The 15,462-nt window shown below is 73.2% G+C and carries 13 protein-coding genes; 9 read left to right on the top strand and 4 right to left on the bottom strand.

From position 1 onward, the window contains the following. Positions 1–2,469, top strand: coding sequence for a glycoside hydrolase family 2 protein (locus BM290_RS17815; RefSeq protein ID WP_093615350.1), 2,469 nt, complete (start codon positions 1–3; stop codon positions 2,467–2,469). After that, positions 2,469–3,305, top strand: coding sequence for a substrate-binding domain-containing protein (locus BM290_RS17810; RefSeq protein WP_093615348.1), 837 nt, complete (start codon positions 2,469–2,471; stop codon positions 3,303–3,305). Before BM290_RS17815 ends, BM290_RS17810 begins: the two co-directional genes overlap by 1 nt. Here the strand turns inward: BM290_RS17810 and BM290_RS17805 are convergent. After that, positions 3,300–3,869 (bottom strand): GNAT family N-acetyltransferase, encoded by a 570-nt coding sequence (locus BM290_RS17805; protein WP_093615346.1) that lies wholly within the window; start codon positions 3,867–3,869, stop codon positions 3,300–3,302. The genes BM290_RS17810 and BM290_RS17805 overlap by 6 nt on opposite strands. A 97-nt stretch (positions 3,870–3,966) precedes the next feature. Beyond that, on the bottom strand, positions 3,967–4,818 hold the full coding sequence (locus BM290_RS17800; RefSeq protein WP_093615344.1) for a hypothetical protein: 852 nt from the start codon (positions 4,816–4,818) through the stop codon (positions 3,967–3,969). A 97-nt stretch (positions 4,819–4,915) separates the two neighbouring features. Between BM290_RS17800 and BM290_RS17795 the strand changes: the two genes are divergently transcribed. From BM290_RS17795 to BM290_RS48360, 5 genes are read left to right on the top strand one after another with little or no spacing between them, the layout of a single operon-like run. Continuing rightward, positions 4,916–6,073 carry a hypothetical protein gene (locus BM290_RS17795; RefSeq protein ID WP_143133811.1) on the top strand — a complete coding sequence of 386 codons (1,158 nt, stop codon included), beginning with the start codon at positions 4,916–4,918 and terminating at the stop codon, positions 6,071–6,073. Between the two features lie 12 nt (positions 6,074–6,085). After that, positions 6,086–7,153, top strand: coding sequence for a hypothetical protein (locus BM290_RS17790; protein WP_093615340.1), 1,068 nt, complete (start codon positions 6,086–6,088; stop codon positions 7,151–7,153). Then, complete coding sequence (locus BM290_RS17785) at positions 7,150–8,445, top strand: hypothetical protein (RefSeq protein ID WP_143133810.1); 1,296 nt, start codon at positions 7,150–7,152, stop codon at positions 8,443–8,445. The genes BM290_RS17790 and BM290_RS17785 overlap by 4 nt, the downstream gene beginning before the upstream one ends. Further along, on the top strand, positions 8,442–10,235 hold the full coding sequence (locus tag BM290_RS17780) for a vWA domain-containing protein (RefSeq protein ID WP_093615336.1): 1,794 nt from the start codon (positions 8,442–8,444) through the stop codon (positions 10,233–10,235). The genes BM290_RS17785 and BM290_RS17780 overlap by 4 nt, the downstream gene beginning before the upstream one ends. Then, entirely contained in the window at positions 10,232–12,019 is a 1,788-nt protein-coding gene (locus BM290_RS48360) for a serine/threonine protein kinase (protein WP_177319766.1), read from the top strand. Before BM290_RS17780 ends, BM290_RS48360 begins: the two co-directional genes overlap by 4 nt. A 45-nt stretch (positions 12,020–12,064) precedes the next feature. Here BM290_RS48360 and BM290_RS17770 read toward each other — a convergent pair whose 3' ends face one another. Beyond that, complete coding sequence (locus tag BM290_RS17770) at positions 12,065–13,249, bottom strand: GIY-YIG nuclease family protein (protein ID WP_239143462.1); 1,185 nt, start codon at positions 13,247–13,249, stop codon at positions 12,065–12,067. Between the two features lie 328 nt (positions 13,250–13,577). Beyond that, positions 13,578–13,859 (bottom strand): hypothetical protein, encoded by a 282-nt coding sequence (locus BM290_RS17765; RefSeq protein WP_093615334.1) that lies wholly within the window; start codon positions 13,857–13,859, stop codon positions 13,578–13,580. Between the two features lie 181 nt (positions 13,860–14,040). Here BM290_RS17765 and BM290_RS17760 point away from each other — a divergent pair, with 181 nt between their 5' ends. Together BM290_RS17760 and BM290_RS17755 are read left to right on the top strand one after the other, a co-directional pair. Further along, a complete protein-coding gene (locus tag BM290_RS17760; RefSeq protein ID WP_203779233.1) occupies positions 14,041–14,898 on the top strand; it encodes an aminoglycoside phosphotransferase family protein in 858 nt (285 codons plus the stop codon). Between the two features lie 50 nt (positions 14,899–14,948). After that, on the top strand, positions 14,949–15,461 hold the full coding sequence (locus BM290_RS17755) for a SigE family RNA polymerase sigma factor (protein ID WP_093615330.1): 513 nt from the start codon (positions 14,949–14,951) through the stop codon (positions 15,459–15,461). Position 15,462 lies beyond the last annotated feature (1 nt).

Genomic DNA, 15,462 nt, shown 5'->3' with positions numbered 1-15,462 from the left:
ATGCACAAGACCGACCTGCACACCGGCTGGACCGTCCGGGCCGCCGGTGGACCGGTCCCGCCGGAGATCGCCGCCGCCCCGCTGCCCGCCACCGTCCCCGGCACCGTGCACACCGACCTGCTCGACGCCGGCCTGATCCCCGACCCGTACCTGGGCGGCAACGAGGCCGATCTCGCCTGGTTCCACCGCAGCGCCTGGCGGTACGACACCACCGTGACCGCGGCCCCGGCCGGGCCCGGCGAGCGCGTCGACCTCGTCTTCGACGGCCTCGACACGGTCGCCACCGTCACCTTCGGCGACCAGGAGCTGGGCCGTACCGCGAACATGCACCGCGGCTACCGCTTCGACGTGCGGCACCTGCTGACCGGCGGCGGCGTCCCGCTCAGCGTGCGCTTCGACTCGGCGCTCGACCATGCCGAGCGCATCGAGGAGCAGGTCGGCAGCCGGCCCCGGCCGTACCCCCATCCGTTCAACGCGGTCCGCAAGATGGCCTGCTCGTTCGGCTGGGACTGGGGCCCCGACCTGCAGACCGCCGGCATCTGGAAGGGCGTGCGCCTGGAGCGCTGGCACACCGCCCGGCTCGCCGAGGTCCGCCCGCTGGCCACCCTCGACACCGACGGGCGCACCGGCCGGCTGACCGTCCACGTCACCGTCGAGCGTGCCACCGACGAGCAGCTGCGCGTCGAGCTGACCGCCGGTTTCCTGCGCGCCGAGGCGGTCATCGAGCCCGGCGCCGACCGTACCCTCCTCGAACTGGAAGTCCCCGGCGCGCCGGTCTGGTGGCCGGCCGGCCACGGTGACCAACCGCTCACCGACGTCGCCGTCACCCTCTCCAGCGGATCCGGGACCCTCGACACGCACGCGGCGCGGGTCGGTTTCCGGTCCGTCCGTCTCGACGAGACCCCCGATGCGTACGGCAGCAGGTTCACCCTGGTCGTCAACGGGCGGGAGATCTTCGTCCGCGGCCTCAACTGGATCCCCGAGGACCACCTGCTCACCCGGATCACCCGCGCGAGCCTCACCGCCGCCGTCGACCGGGCGGTCGCCGCGAACGCGAACCTGCTGCGCATCTGGGGCGGCGGCATCTGGGAGTCCGACGACTTCTACCAGGTCTGCGACGAACGGGGCGTGCTGGTCTGGCAGGACTTCCCGCTGGCCTGCGCCGCCTACAGCGAGGAGGAGCCGATCCGCTCCGAGATCCTCGCCGAGGCCCGGGAGAACGTGGCCCGGCTCGCCCCGCACCCGTCGCTGATCCTGTGGAACGGCGGCAACGAGAACATCTGGGGCCACGAGGACTGGGGCTGGAAGGCCGAGCTGGCCGGGCGCACGTGGGGCGCTCGCTACTACTACGAGGACTTCCCGGCGCTGCTGGCCGAGCTGGACCCGACCCGCCCCTACCACCCGGGCAGCCCGTCGAGCCCCGGTCACGACCCCGAGGTGGTCCACCCCAACGACGACCGGTACGGGACCAGGCACGAGTGGGAGGCCTGGAACCGGGAGGACTACACGTACCACGACAACTTCGTGCCCCGGTTCTGCTCCGAGTTCGGCTGGCAGGCGCCGCCCACCTGGGCCACGCTGACCTCGGCGATCGCCCCGGAGGACCTGCGCAAGGACTCGCCGGTGTTCCTGCTGCACCAGAAGGCCGAGGACGGCAACGGCAAACTCGACCGCGGGCTCGCCCACCACATGCGGGTGCCGGCCGGCTTCTCCGACTGGCACTGGGCCACCCAGCTCAACCAGGCGCGGGCCACCGCGTACGCGGTCGAGCACCTGCGCAGCCACGCCCCGCGGACCATGGGCAGCATCATCTGGCAGCTCAACGACTGCTGGCCGGTCACCTCGTGGGCCGTCGTGGACTCGGCCGGGCGGCTCAAGCCCTCGTGGTTCGCGCTGCGCCGGGCGTACGCCCCGGTGGTGCTCTCGATCCGGGAGCGGGACGGACGGACCGTCCTGGCCGTGATCAACGACCGGGAGGAGCCCTGGCGCGAGAGCGCCCGCCTGCGGCGTGTCCGTTTCGACGGCGCCGTCCTCGCCGAGACCGTCACCGGCCTCGACGTGGCCGCACGCTCGGTGGCGCTGATCGATCTCGGCCCCGCACTGCTCGACGTGTCCGAGACCGATCGTGAGGTGCTGGTCGCCGACGCCGGTGGGCTGCGTGCGATCCACCTGTTCGCCGAGGACTCCGACCTGCGCTACGACCCCGCCGCGGTCCGGGCGCACACCGTCGCCGTCGACGGCGGATACTCGGTGACCGTGACCGCCGCATCGTTCGCCCGCGACATCGCGGTCCTCGCCGACCGGGTCGCCCCCGACGCCCTCGTCGACGACATGCTGATCGACCTGCTGCCCGGCGAGACCCACACGTTCACCGTCCGCACCACGGCCACCGTCGACGGCGAGGCGTTCAGCGCGCCCGAGGTGCTGCGCTCGGCGAACGCTCTCACCCTGCCGGCCGAGGTCGGCTGATGCCCGCACCGGGTGGCCTGATCGGGCTCGTCCTCACCGGCAGCGCCGCCCGGATCGGCGTCGAGCCGTTCATCATGGAGCTCATCGCCGGGATGGAGGAGGCTCTGTCCCCGCACGGCGCCACCGTCCTGCTCCTGGTCGTGCCCGACCTCGACGCCGAGCTCGACACCTACCGGCGGTGGGCCGGCGACCGGACCGTGCAGGCGGTCGTCGTCGTCAACCTCGTCCACGGCGACACCCGGCCCGCCTGCCTGGCCGGGCTCGGGCTGCCCGCGGTGCTCGCCGGCCGGGCCGACGCCCCGTCGTTCCCCCGCGTCGTCACCGACGACGCGGGCGCCGCCACCATCGCCGTCGAGATGCTCGCCGGACTCGGCCACCGGGTCATCGGCCGGGTCAGCGGCCCGGCCGACCTGGTGCACACCGCCGACCGGACCGCCGGCATGCACGCCGCCGCCACCCGCCACGACGTGCTCGTCCACATCGTCGAGGGAGACTACGGACCCGAGTCGGGGGTACGCGGAGTGCGCGCCCTGCTCGACCGGGACCCGCCACCCACCGCCGTGGTGTTCGACAACGACGTGATGGCCGTCGCCGCCGAGCACGAGCTGATCCGCTCCGGGGTCAGCGTGCCCGGTGGTGTCAGCCTGCTCGTCCACGACGACTCGCCGCTGTGCGAACTGGCCGTGCCGCCACTGTCGGCGCTCAGCATCGACGTGCACGAGCACGGGCTCACCGTCGGACGGGCCGTGATCGCCGCCCTCGACGGCGCCGAACCCGCCGAATACCCGGGCCCGCCGATCCGCGTCCTGCGGCGGGAGAGCACCGGGCCGTCATAGCCGCCGCCACATGTCCACGGCGCCGACCTCGGTGAAGCCGTGACGCCGATAGAAGCGCCGGGCCCGGACATTGTCCTCGTGCACCCCGCCGAACAGCACCACCACGTCCCGGCCGAGCAGGCGGACCGCCTCCCACGCCGGCGCGATCAGGGCGTCGGCCAGGCCACGGCCCTGCCACGCGTCGGCCACACACGGGCCCCAGCGGGCGGTCCGCTCCTCGTCGAGTCGGATGCCGTGCTCGGCGTACCGCGTGATCTCGTGCCCCTCCGGCAGTGACAGACTAAGATCGACGACCCCGGCCAGGCCGTCGCCGTCCACCGCGACCAGCCGCAGCTTGTCGTAGCGGCCGATCGCCTCGATCCAGTCGGCCGCGGCGGCCGCATGGCCGGTGTCCCCGTGCCAGAACCGCCGGCTCGTCGCCGACAGCCCGCCCAGGAACGCGACCAGCGCCGCCTCGTCCCCGGGCAGCAGCCCCCGGACGGTGAGCCGCACCCCGTCCACGGTGATCGCCCGGGCCAGCGGTGACGGGTCGGCGGCGAGCGCGGCAATCGTGGTCGTCGGCATGCCGTCCAGTGTGCCTTCCGGAGGCGGCAGTCCGGCTCCTCGGTGGCCGGCGCCGTCGACCCCGCCCCGGGACGGCGCCGGCCGGTGACCGGTGTGGTCAGTCGTCGCGGTAGACGGGCTTTCCGTCGCCGGAGGGGCGGCGCGGTGGCGGTGCCGGTGGCTCGGCGCGGTACTGGGGTCTGCCGTCGCCCTGCCGGGGCCGGGCCGCCTGGTGACCGGGCCGGTCGGTGGGGGCGCTGCGGTATCGCGGTGTGCCGTCGCTGCGCGGGGGTGTGGGACGAGCCTTCCGATGGTCCGGCTGGCCGTCGCGGGAACGGTACTGAGGCTGGCCGTCGCGGGAGCGGTACTGAGGCTGGCCGTCCTGGGAGCGGCGCGGGGAGTCGGTGTGGCGTGGCCCGCGCTGTTGCCCGCCGCCGGAGCCGGAGGCCGAACGGGAAGCGGAGCGGGATCGCGAACCGGGTCGGTGACCGGACGAGGAGCGGGAGCCCGGGGACGGACGGCGGTACGAGACCGGCGCGCCGGCCGCCGACGGTCGCAGGGGCGCGGGGAACATCCTGTTGAGCAGTGGCAGCAGCACGAGCAGGAGCAGGATCGCGGCCCAGCCGGTGAGGATCGGCACGAAGCTGAGCAGTTCGACGGGGACGGCGTAGTGCTCCAGCGTCCACATCGTGACGGCGAAGGCGGCGACCAGGAGGGTGACGGCTCGCACGGTGACGGTCAGCGCCACCCGTTCCCGGCGGCGAGCGGTCCACCACGCGATCAGCCCGGCGAGCGGCAGCGACAGGCACGCGAACAACAACCAGTGATCCGATTTGTCCAGCTCGGCCGGGTAGTGGCGGGACACGTACAGGGCGGTGGCCGGCATGGCCAGCGTGGACCCCGCCACCGGCGACAGGCAGAAGGCGACCAGCGACAGGCAGCCGGCCGCGCCGGTGGAAGCGGTTTTCACGACGACGGAGCCTAATGATGCCGTTTCGTCGAATGGAAATGTATGACCCGATTGAGTGACCGCGTCCGGCGGTGTTCCTCAACTATTGTTCTCGTCCGTGGAGAACGGGGACGACTCCGTGGAGAACGGGGACGACACGGTGCGGAGCGCGGTCCGCGGCCGGGTGGTGATCGATGCGTCGAATGTCTGCCGGATGGCGGACCTGCCGGTGGAAGGCCGGTCCGGTGGCCGTCCGGCGGCGTCCCGGCTGCGGCGGGTGATCGCGGAGTGGCGCCGTCAGCACGGTAAGGCCGCCGATCTCGTGCTGGTCGCCGACCGCAGTCTGCGGCACCGTTTCGACGATTGTGACGCCTCCGGCGAATGGGATTCCCTCAATCGTGAATTCGATTTCATCGTCGAGTCGTACGCCGATCCGTGGATTCTTGATCTCGCCGCCGCCGAACGCCGTTTCGTGCTGAGCGGCGATCTTTTCCGGGGCCACCGGCGCAGCGCCCGCTGGATCGAGGACGACCCGCAACGATTCCTGAAGCCGCGCCTGACCGGCGACGCGATGCGGTTCGTGCCGTCCGGGGTGAAGCCGGAGGACGACCACGTCAAGACGCACAGCGAGGAGGCCGACCTGCTGCGCGGGTTCGGCTTCTCGTCGGATCGCCACGATCATCGGCTGGCGTGGTTCCGGTTCCGCTGGCAGTGTCGCAACCCCCGCTGCTGGACGGCGCGCAACCCGGACCGGGAGCGGCAGATGATCCCGGTGCCGGGCCGTGACGGCCGCCCGGCGTGCTGGGAGTGCGGCGGGCCGCTGCACGACGGACAGCCTCGGCTGGCATGGGCCGAGATCAAGGTCACCGACCTCAGCCGTACGGTCGTCTGGCACCGATTCCTGGTCGAGAGCGGCGACCCGGTGGTGGTGGGCCGCGGCCTGACCGCCGACGGCATCAGCCTCGACCTGCTCGCCGACGTGACCGCCGACCCGGAGCGGCTGCGGGCGGTGAGCCGCCAGCATGTCCTGCTGAGCCTCGACGACTCCGGCGAACTGACCGCCACCGACCTGAGCTGGAAGCAGCGCACGATCGTCCACGACAGCACCCGCCAGTCGGCGGTTCTGGCGCCCGACGAGTCGCGTCCGGTCCGGGAGCGGGGCTGGATCGTGCTGGCCGGCGCGGTGTGCCTGGTCCGGTCGGCCCGCCGGTTCGTGCCGACGGCCCGGGGCAGCCTGGGCCCGTCCGCCGACGACCGGGTCACCCGGAACGCCTGAGGCGGTGACGACATGCTGGACGGTGTGATCCTGGTCGGCGCCCTGCGCCAGCGGGTGGAGAAGGCCGTCGGCTGGCACGGCGCCCGCCCGGCCACGAGCCGCGGCCCGGTCGAGCTGGCCGCGGCCGGCGCCGGGATGTCGGTGCTGCGGCCGCCGCTGACCTGGCTGGGCAGCCCGGCCGCCCGGCAGGACTGGGTGTCGGCGATGGCGGCGACCCTGACGGCGGCCGGCCGCCCGCTGCCGCCGGGCACCGCCGGGGTCGCCCCGGCGGTCGACCGGCACGTCCTGGAGGTCGGGTCGGCGGCCGAGCAGACGGTGCTGTGCAATCTGGTACGCCGGCACTCGCCGCTGCTCATCGCGCTGACCGGCCGGCCGTCGGCGGGCGCCCGGCGGCTCGGCGCGGCCCGGGGCCAGGTGGCCGCGCGTCATCTGGACGCCGCCGACGCCGAGTTCCGCACGCTGCTGGAGGCCCACCTGCGCCGGGTCGAGGGGTTCGAGGCGATCGACCGTACCGACGTGCATCCGTCGGCCGAACCGGACGGTACCCCGACCGTGGTCGTGCAGTGCATCGACGCCGCGGCCACCCTCGCGGCGGTCCGCGCGCACGCGCTGCTGCTGGCGGCGTTCGCGTTGCGCGCCCGCCGCCTGGTTCAGGAGGGCGCCGCGGTGGAGCCGGTGGCGCAGCGGGTCGTCGACGAGAACCGGGCCCGCGCCGTCGCCACCGGCCTGCGCGCCCGCCCCGCCGACGACGCCCGCTCGACGCTGCGCCACCGCACCCGTCACCTGCTCACCGACCAGCTCGCGATCGAGCTGGACAATCTGGAGACCCAGCCGGAGGAGCTGTTCCCGATCCTCGCGCCGATCGAACGGCTCGCCGACGACGACAGCCTGCTCACCGGCAACCCGGACACCGCGGCCCGCGCGCTCGTCGACACGGCAGCGGGCGGCCCCTGCCTCGCCGCCGCGCGGCGCGCGGCCGAGGACCGCACCTGGTTGCTGGTGGAGAGGTGGGCGGGCGTCATCGCGGCCCGCGGCGGAGGCGCACCACCATCGAGGGGTACGACCGGAGCGCGCCGATGACAGCCGTGGACGTGATCCTCGACCTGCGGCAGTGGCCGGACCGGGTGCGTGACCCGGCCGGTCTGACCGCCCTGTGGGACCAGGTGGAACGGGCCCTGGACGGCACCGATCTGCGGCGCCGCCCGGAGAACCGGGTCACCCTGGCCCGCGGGGTGGTGGCCGTGCGCCTGGCCCGCGCCGAGGCGGCCGCCGTGATCCGCCGGGACACCGCGGTCCGCGTGGTGAACGTGCTGGAGAAGCCCCGCCTGCGCCACCCGTGCCGGGCCTGCGTCACGCCCGGCCGGGAGAGCGAGGGCGTCTTCCGCTGCCCCGGCTGCGACGACGGCGGCCGGCTGTGCGCGGGCCACGCCCAGGTGCTCGACGGCGCGCTGATCGGCACCTGCCGCCGGCACCGGCCGGCCTGCGCCGAGTGCGGCGCGACCGCCACCTACCGCTGCACCGGGCCCGGCTGCCGGGGCCGGTCCGCGCACTGCGACAGGCATCGGCGCAGCCGGGCCGGGGCCACCGGCTGGGCGTACTGCCCGGGCTGTCACGGCACGCTCTTCCCGGACTGCGCGATCGCCAAGTGCGGCAACGTCGGCTCGGCGGGCTGCGAGTTCACCGACGACCGGCTGCGCGGCTGCGGGCAGCGGCTGTGCCCGGAGCATCTGCGGCGCTGGCAGGTGTACGGTCCGGAACGTCTCGGCCTGGCCCTGTGCGCCCGCCACGAGACCGCGCTCGGGACGGTCCCGGCGGCCGAGCTGATCCGCCGGATCGTCGGCGGCACCTGGGCCCGGCACCAGAGCGACCGGCGCGCCGACCCGCTGCCCAGCCTGCGCGCGTTCGGCTACACGCTGCGCAACTTCAAACACTTCACGCAGGCCAACGACCCGCACTGGATCCGCAAAACCCTGACCGCGTCCGGCGACGCGTTCGGCCCGGCCGCGGCGAAGGTACGCGACTTCGTGCGGCTGCGGGACACCGGAACCGCGCGGCCGTGGCAGCGCGAGATCGAGGAGCTCGACGGTGACCGGGGCAGCGGCGAGAAGCTGCTCGACCAGGCACGGGCGGTGCTGCGGGCACAGGGCGGCCGGGACGGCGCGCGGATGGCCGGCGAGCTGAGCCTCGGCGGGTACATCGCGCCCCGCCGGATCGGCGGCGAGGACCGGCCGGGCCAGCTCTACGTGCTCGTGCCCCGCGCGCGCCGGGACCTGTTCCGCACGTGGCAGGCCGCGATGAGCCGCGACCTGACCCGGCGCAACGGCAGCGAGATCGTGGTCCTGCCGGACCGGGGGAGCGGGGGCACCCGATGACTGTCGACTCCACCACCCACCGCACGGTCGCCGTGCCGGGACTGGGGACCGGCGTGTCCGTACAACTGGCGGTGTCTTTGCGAGGACCGCACGGGCCCGCCCTGCTGGAGGTCGAGGACGGCGGGCGACGCACGGCGGTGGCCGTCGACGTGCAGCGTGTCGACGGGGTCCCGGACTCGGCGCTGGTCGTGCCGCAGGACCTGTACGACGAGCTGGGCCTCGGCGACGCCCGGTGGACGCTGCGGCAGCGGCCCGCGGTTCAGGCGCATGGCCTGGTGCTGGAGCCCGCCACGGTGCGGGAACCCGACCGGATGACCCGGGAGATCGCCGCCGGTGGACTGGCCGGCGCGCTGCTCACGCCCGTTCGCGGGGGCTGGGAGCCGCTGGTGGTCGGCGGTTCCACGTACGAGATCAAGGAGGTCCGGGGCGCGGGCCGGGACGCCGTCGTCCGCATCGGCCCGGAGACCCGGGTGGAGATCTTCGCGCCCGGCGCCCGCGCCGGCGTCGACATGGTGATCCTCGCCGACGTCAGCGAGTCGATGGACGTCGCCGACGTCCCGAAGCCGTCCGGTGGCTACCTGAAACGCATCGACGTGCTGAAACGCTCGCTGCGGGCGCTGCTCACGGTGCGTGCCGCGGCGCTCGGGCCGGCGTCGCAGGTGGCGCTGCTCGCCTTCGACTCCCGCGCGCGGGCCAGGTTCCCGGCCGCCGGTGGCATGGCGACCCTCGACGCCGCGTCCCCGAAGGCGGTCACCGAGAGTTTCCGCAAGGCGGTCGACCAGCTCGCGCCGCGTCCCGGCAGCCACACCGACATCCAGCGGGCCCTGCACGCCGCCGCCGAGCTGCTCAACCGGCACGGCCGGCCCGCCAACGAACGTGTGATCGTGCTGGTCAGCGACGGTGCCGACTGCCCGCCGCGACGGCCGGAGGACACCGGCCGGGTCTTCGGGGCGCTGGAGGAGCCGGTCAGCCTGATGGAGCACCTGCACCGCGACATGAAGGTCCGGCTGCACGCCGTCGGGATCAGCACCGAGGAGTGGTTCCTCCGCCGCTGCGAACCCCATCCACGCCTCGTCCCCGACCATCGCCTGCTGCAGAAACTGCTGGCCGTGGCGGGTGGCGGGCGGCCCACGATCGGTGGCGTCGACGACGTCGGCGACTACTTCTCCGAGGTCGGCACCGGCCTGCGCTACCCGGTGACCGGCCGGCTGACCGCCCGGCCCGAGCTGCGCCTGGACCGCCGGACACTGCAGAAGCTGACCGTACGCCGCCCGGCCGGCCCGGACCGCGACAAGCTCGCCGACGAGTTCGCCGGCCTGGTCCGCTCGGTCAACGAGCGCAGCGAACGGGCGCTCGGCGGGGCCCTGTTCCAGCGGGGAGTGCTGCCCCAGGTCGAGTACCTGCTGCTGCGCGAGGTGCCGCAGGACACCGCGGAGTTCGGCCGGCAGCTCACCGCCCACCTGCGACGGCTCAGCCCGCTGCCGCCCGGCGCGGCCGGCCACGAGTGCGTCCGCGAGTGGACCGCCCTGATGAAGCGGCTCAACCAGGCGCTCGTCGCCGAACGGGACCTCAGCGAGCTGTCCCGCGTCTGCCGGTGCGCGTCCCGGGAGATCCCGGACGTCGCCGTCGCCGTGTTCGGCGCCCTGTGCGAGCAGCTCCGGGACGTCGACCGTGGCCTGCGGAAACTGCCCACCCGGCCGGCCGGGGCGCCGGCCGCCCGCGGTCCGGCTCGCCCGGGCGGCGCGGTGCGGGCCCTGGAGCGCACCGGCAGCCGGGCGTTCCTGTCGTGAGCGGCTGGGTCGACGGGCCGCTGGGCCGCCGGGAGTTCCGGCTGGTCCGGCTCGTCCGCAACGGCGGCGAGGGTGAGGTGTGGCAGGCCGAGCGCACCGACAACGACGTCACGGCCCGGTGGGCGGTCAAGATCCTGCTGCCGGAACGGATCGCGCCGGACCGCAACCCCCGCCGCGTCCTCAACGAGTGGATGCGCCGCTGGCAGCAGACGATGATGCGGGTCGGCGCGCTGCACCTGCCCGGGATCGTCTTCCCGGCCGGCGTCTTCACCGGCCCGCGCCCCTACACCGGCGGCGGCCCCGACGACACCGCCGGCCGTGCCCTGTACATGATCAGCCGCTGGGTCGACGGTGGCCGCGACCTCGACCGCTGGCGGACCCGGCATTTCGACCCGGCCGGCTGCCGGCGTGTCCTCGAACAGATCTGCGCCCTGGTCGAGAGTCTCGGCGACGAGGGGATGGTGCACGGCGACCTCACCCCGGGCAACATCATGATCGAGCACGACGAGGTACGCCTGATCGACTTCACCCGGCTCACCCACACCGACGCGACCCCCGTGCTGCCCGGAGGCACCCGTGGCTACATGGCCCCCGAGCTGAGCCGTCCCGGTGTGCGTGTCGATCCCGCCGTCGACCGGTACGCCGTCGGAGCCGTCGCCTGCTTCCTGCTCACCGGGGTCGACCCGCCCCAGCACGACGCCGCGTCCACGGTCCGGCGGCAACTGCCCCGCTACGGGTGTCCGGAGGCGCTCGCCCAGCACGTCGCCGCCCTGCTGCACCCCGAGCCGCGGCAGCGTCCCCGGCTCGGCGAGTGGGCGGCCGACCTGGGACGGCTCCTCGGTGGGGCGTACCACTCCGATGGTCTCGAAGATCTGGCCCTGGCCGTCGACGCCGCCGGAACCGCGCGCATCGCCGCCGCCGGTGGCCGCGGCATCGCGGTGGCCCGGGCCGGGAGCCGCCACCAGCCGCTGCTCGATCCGTTGCCGTTTCCGGCGCCCCAGGGGGTACGCGCGGTCGCCCTCGCCCGCCGCGGCAACGGCGACGTGGCGCTCTTCGCCCGAGGCGCCGACCGATCCGTGACGGTACGTGTCGACGGCCGCTGGCGCCCCCTGACCGGCGTGACCGGCCACGGCCCGATCCTGGCCGCCACCGGGGCGGACGGCAGCGTCAGCGCCTACCTGGCCGGGGACGCCGGACTGACCGGGATCACCGTTCCCCTCGACGGCGAACCCACCGTGAACCCGCTCACCGACGGTGTCCGGCGGGTCCTCGCGGTGGCGCCCGGCCCGGCCGGCGACCCGCACCTGGCCGTCGAGGACCACACCGGACAGGTGCTCTGCGGCCCGCCCGGCGACCTGCGCCCGGCCGGCCTGGCCGACGTCGACACGGCCGCGCTCTGCGTCAACAACCACGACGAGCCGGTGCTGATCGCCGCCCAGGCCGGCTCGTCCGAACTGACCGAGATCACCGACCCCGGCGCCGACCACCGCGCGAGCCGCCGCCCGATCCCCGGCCGCCCCGGCATCCGCGGCGTGGCGGGCCTGTGCCTGCGGACCGGCCTGCTGCTGGCGGTCGCCGCCGACAGCGGCCTGTGGGTCCGCCCCGGCCGGGGCGACTGGGTGTGCCTGTGGCCCGAGCCGGTCCACCAGGTGGCCGCCGTCCAGGGTTACGGGTGGCGGGTCCAGTTGGCCGCCCTGGCCGAGGGCCGGGTCCTGTTCGCCGAGGAGGACGCCCCGGACCGCTGGCCGGCTCGTGCCTACTTCCTGAAAGCCACCACCGACTGAGATCCCTCGCCGAGCAGGCCGGCCGGACAGGGCTCTACGTCGCGATCACTGCTGCGCCTGCGTCAGGGATTGCCGGAATTCGAGGGCCTGTGGAACCTCCTCGTACTGCAGCAGGTTCCCGGCCAGGTCGGCGAGCAACGTCTTCGCCTCGGCCGGGGTCGCGTGGAAGAACTCCCGCCGATGGTTGACACGGTTGACCCGTCGATCAGCCAGACGGGCGTGCATGGCGGCCTCGATGCCGACGGCGTTCTCGGAGAAGAACAGGGCGTGCACGTCGAAGTTGAACGGCACCGACGCGTCACTCAGTTCCCGGACCCGGTCCATCGGGTCGAGCCGCCGGGTCAGGCCCACCTTGATCATCGATTCGCCGAACGCGCCGATGTTCGAGATGACATACACGTAACCGGCCCGGATGTTCGCCGCCCGATAATCGACGTCCTGGATCGCCGTGTCGATCTGGGCCAGCCGCTCCTGCAACTGCGCGGCGCCGTCGGCATCACCTTTGGCTTGTAACGCCGCCAGCGCGTTCAGGTAATGAGCACGCTCTTTGTCGAGGCGGGCGCGTTCCCGTTCGATCTCCTGCTGAACCTTGCGTTCCTCCCGAAGGCGCGCCTTCTCCTCGCGTTCCCGTTCCTTCTCCTCCGCCACCTTCTGCACATAGTCGGCGGTCAGTTGCAGCTCCTGGATCCGCACCCGGTGGTACGCCTCGTTCGTCCGGCCCTGTGCCTCGGATCCGTTGACCGTCCAGCCCTGCGCCGCCTGCACCGCGCCGCCGTCGGCCCGCGCCATCGCCTTGATCCGCTCCTGAAGCACGGCCAGCGCCGCCTGATATGCCACGGCGTCGGAGAGCGGATGCTGGTACTGATAGACACCCGCCTCCTGCAACAGGGCGGTCTCCTCGGTGACGACGATCTGCTGGCGGGTCTGCGCCAGCCTGACGGCCGCCTCCGACTGCTGACGGGCCAGCTCACTCAGGAGGCGCTGTCCCTCGGCGACCTGTTCGGCGGTCTCCCGGCGCACCCGTTCCCGATGCTGCTCCAGCTCTACCGCGGACAGGATGCCCAGGCGCTGCATGTCCGCCCGTAACGCGTGCAGCTCCGCATTGCGTTGCTCGACCTCACCGGCCAGTTCGCGGGCCTTGCCGCGTGCGCCGAAGAAACCTCTTCCCGGATCGGCCGGCGCATTGGTGATCGCCGGCGGGGGTGCCGGGGCGACGGGAACGTCCGGCACCCAGAATTGCCATCCGGCGGGAGCGGGACCCCATGCCGGATCCGGCTTCCATCCGTTCGGGGGAATCCATCCGGCAGGCGGAGCGGGCCAATTCGGAGGGGTGCTGAATCGGTAGGCCACGGGTCATTCCTCAGTGGTCGAGCGGCCGACCGACCGTATCAACGCACCAGGGAGCCACCTGTCCTGCTTTCGGTCATGCTGTCGCCACGACCAGACCGCATCGTTCAACGAGTGATACGACTCGGGAGCCGAGGAGTTCCGATATGGACCGCGTCCCGGTTGCCGGTTCCGCCGGGACGGGACACCCGTCCCGGCGGGGACTCTCCGGTCAGATGATCCGGGTCTGGTAGGTGCCGCTGCTCGGCGAATAATTGAGGGCGCACCGGGCGATCGACGTCACGCCGCCCGCCCCGCCGACCCAGCCGCCGTAGACGGTGACCCGGACGCTCGGGTTGTTCTCCCGTACGCAGTAGGCGATCGCACGCCACTGGTCGTTGCCCGGCCGGGTCGTCGTGTTGCAGCCGGCCTGCCATCCGGTCTGGATGGAGGTGCCCTCCCAGTACCTGCTCCAGCAGTTGGAGGGAGCGGCCTGCGCGGCTGCCGGAACCATCAGGCCGCCGGTGGCGACCGCGGCGACGGACAGGGGCGCGCAGCATCGTTCGATTTCGCATCGGAACCCCCGTGGTCAGATCGAAATTGACCTATGGATCCTCCGTGCCGGCGCGACGGCGAATCAAGCAACCCTGCACATTGCTACAAATACCGCACAGTCCAATCTAGAATTCGCAGCTGTGCCCGATCCGCTCGGTAAGCTCGCGCCCGCGCAACGCGTCCTGCTGGACACCTGGCTCCCCGGCGCCACGGTGATCAAGGACCACAGCTGGGGCATCGTCGAGACCACCGTTCTGGAGCTGGTGCACGACGGCCGGCGGCTGATCCTGAAGGCGGGCGGCGCCACCGATCACCACATCGCCCGCGAGCTACGCGCCCACCGCGAATGGCTGACCCCGTGGACCGACCGCGGCCGGGCACCTTCCCTCGTGCACGGCGACGCCGAGGCGAAACTGCTGGTCACCACCTACCTGCCGGGCGAGCTGGTGACGGCACCGAGCCCCGGAGTCTTCCGCCAGGCGGGCGAGCTGCTGGCCCTGCTGCACAGCCGGCCGTGCGGCGCCGACGACTACGAGCGCCGCGAGAACGCGAAATGTCTCACCCTGCTCGACGGCCCGCACCGTGTCGACCCGGCCACCGAGCGCCGGTTGCGTACCCTCCTCGCCGGATGGCCGGCCGCCGCGGAGCCGGTCGTGCCGACGCACGGTGACTGGCAGCCCCGCAACTGGCTCGTCCACGAGGGCGTGGTCAGCATCATCGACTTCGGCCGCGCGGCGCTGCGCCCCGCCTACACCGACCTCTCCCGGCTGCAGGCGCAGGACTTCCGCGACGATCCCACCTTGGAGAAGGCGTTCTTCGAGGGGTACGGTTCGGACCCGCGCACGGCCGCCGGATGGCAGCGTGGCCGCCTGCGTGAGGCGATCGGCACCGTCTGCTGGGCGTTTGCGCACGGTGAGGAGGCTTTCGAGGCTCAGGGCCACCGGATGATCGCCGAGTCGCTCGCCGAGAATTTCTCGCCGGACGTGTCAACCGGCTGATCCGCCGGGCCCGTCTCAGTCGCGAAAGTCATGACGGGGAGGGCACGACGATGGAGTCCGGCACGGATGCTGAGTACACCGAATATGTCTCGGCGCGGATTCCCGCGTTGCGGCGCCTGGCGTATCTCCTGACCGGTGACGGTCACCGGGCCGACGATCTGGTCCAGCAGACGATCACCACGCTGTATGTGAAATGGCAGCGCGCACGCTCCGCCGACCATCTGGACGCCTATGTGCGCAAGATGCTCGTGCGCACCTATGTCGACGAGAAACGCCTGGCCTGGGCCCGGGTGGGCCTGTTCCGGGAGGCGCCCGAGCCGGCCCCGATCAGCGATGCGGGGGCAGAGGACCGCCATGTGGTACGGGGTGCGCTGAGCCGCCTGCCCCGGCGCCAGCAGGCCGTTCTGGTGCTGCGTTTCTACTACGACCTGCCGGTCGACGAGGTCGCCGCGATGCTCGGCTGCACCTCCGGCACGGTCAAGACACACACCTCACGTGGCCTGGCCACGCTCCGGCGCCTGCTCGGTGACTCCGACGCCGCCGCTTTCCAGTTCGCGAGCTGAC

It is taken from the genome of Actinoplanes philippinensis (genome assembly GCF_900113015.1).
Classification (GTDB): Bacteria; Actinomycetota; Actinomycetes; order Mycobacteriales; family Micromonosporaceae; genus Actinoplanes; species Actinoplanes philippinensis.
This window is presented reverse-complemented; position numbering and strand designations above follow the sequence as displayed.

Coding starts and splice junctions, on each gene's coding strand:
- BM290_RS17815 (WP_093615350.1), top strand. CDS start 1: ATGCACAAGACCGACCTGCACACCGGCTGGACCGTCCGGGCCGCCGGT.
- BM290_RS17810 (WP_093615348.1), top strand. CDS start 2,469: ATGCCCGCACCGGGTGGCCTGATCGGGCTCGTCCTCACCGGCAGCGCC.
- BM290_RS17805 (WP_093615346.1), bottom strand. CDS start 3,869: ATGCCGACGACCACGATTGCCGCGCTCGCCGCCGACCCGTCACCGCTG.
- BM290_RS17790 (WP_093615340.1), top strand. CDS start 6,086: ATGCTGGACGGTGTGATCCTGGTCGGCGCCCTGCGCCAGCGGGTGGAG.
- BM290_RS17785 (WP_143133810.1), top strand. CDS start 7,150: ATGACAGCCGTGGACGTGATCCTCGACCTGCGGCAGTGGCCGGACCGG.
- BM290_RS17780 (WP_093615336.1), top strand. CDS start 8,442: ATGACTGTCGACTCCACCACCCACCGCACGGTCGCCGTGCCGGGACTG.
- BM290_RS17765 (WP_093615334.1), bottom strand. CDS start 13,859: ATGGTTCCGGCAGCCGCGCAGGCCGCTCCCTCCAACTGCTGGAGCAGG.
- BM290_RS17755 (WP_093615330.1), top strand. CDS start 14,949: ATGGAGTCCGGCACGGATGCTGAGTACACCGAATATGTCTCGGCGCGG.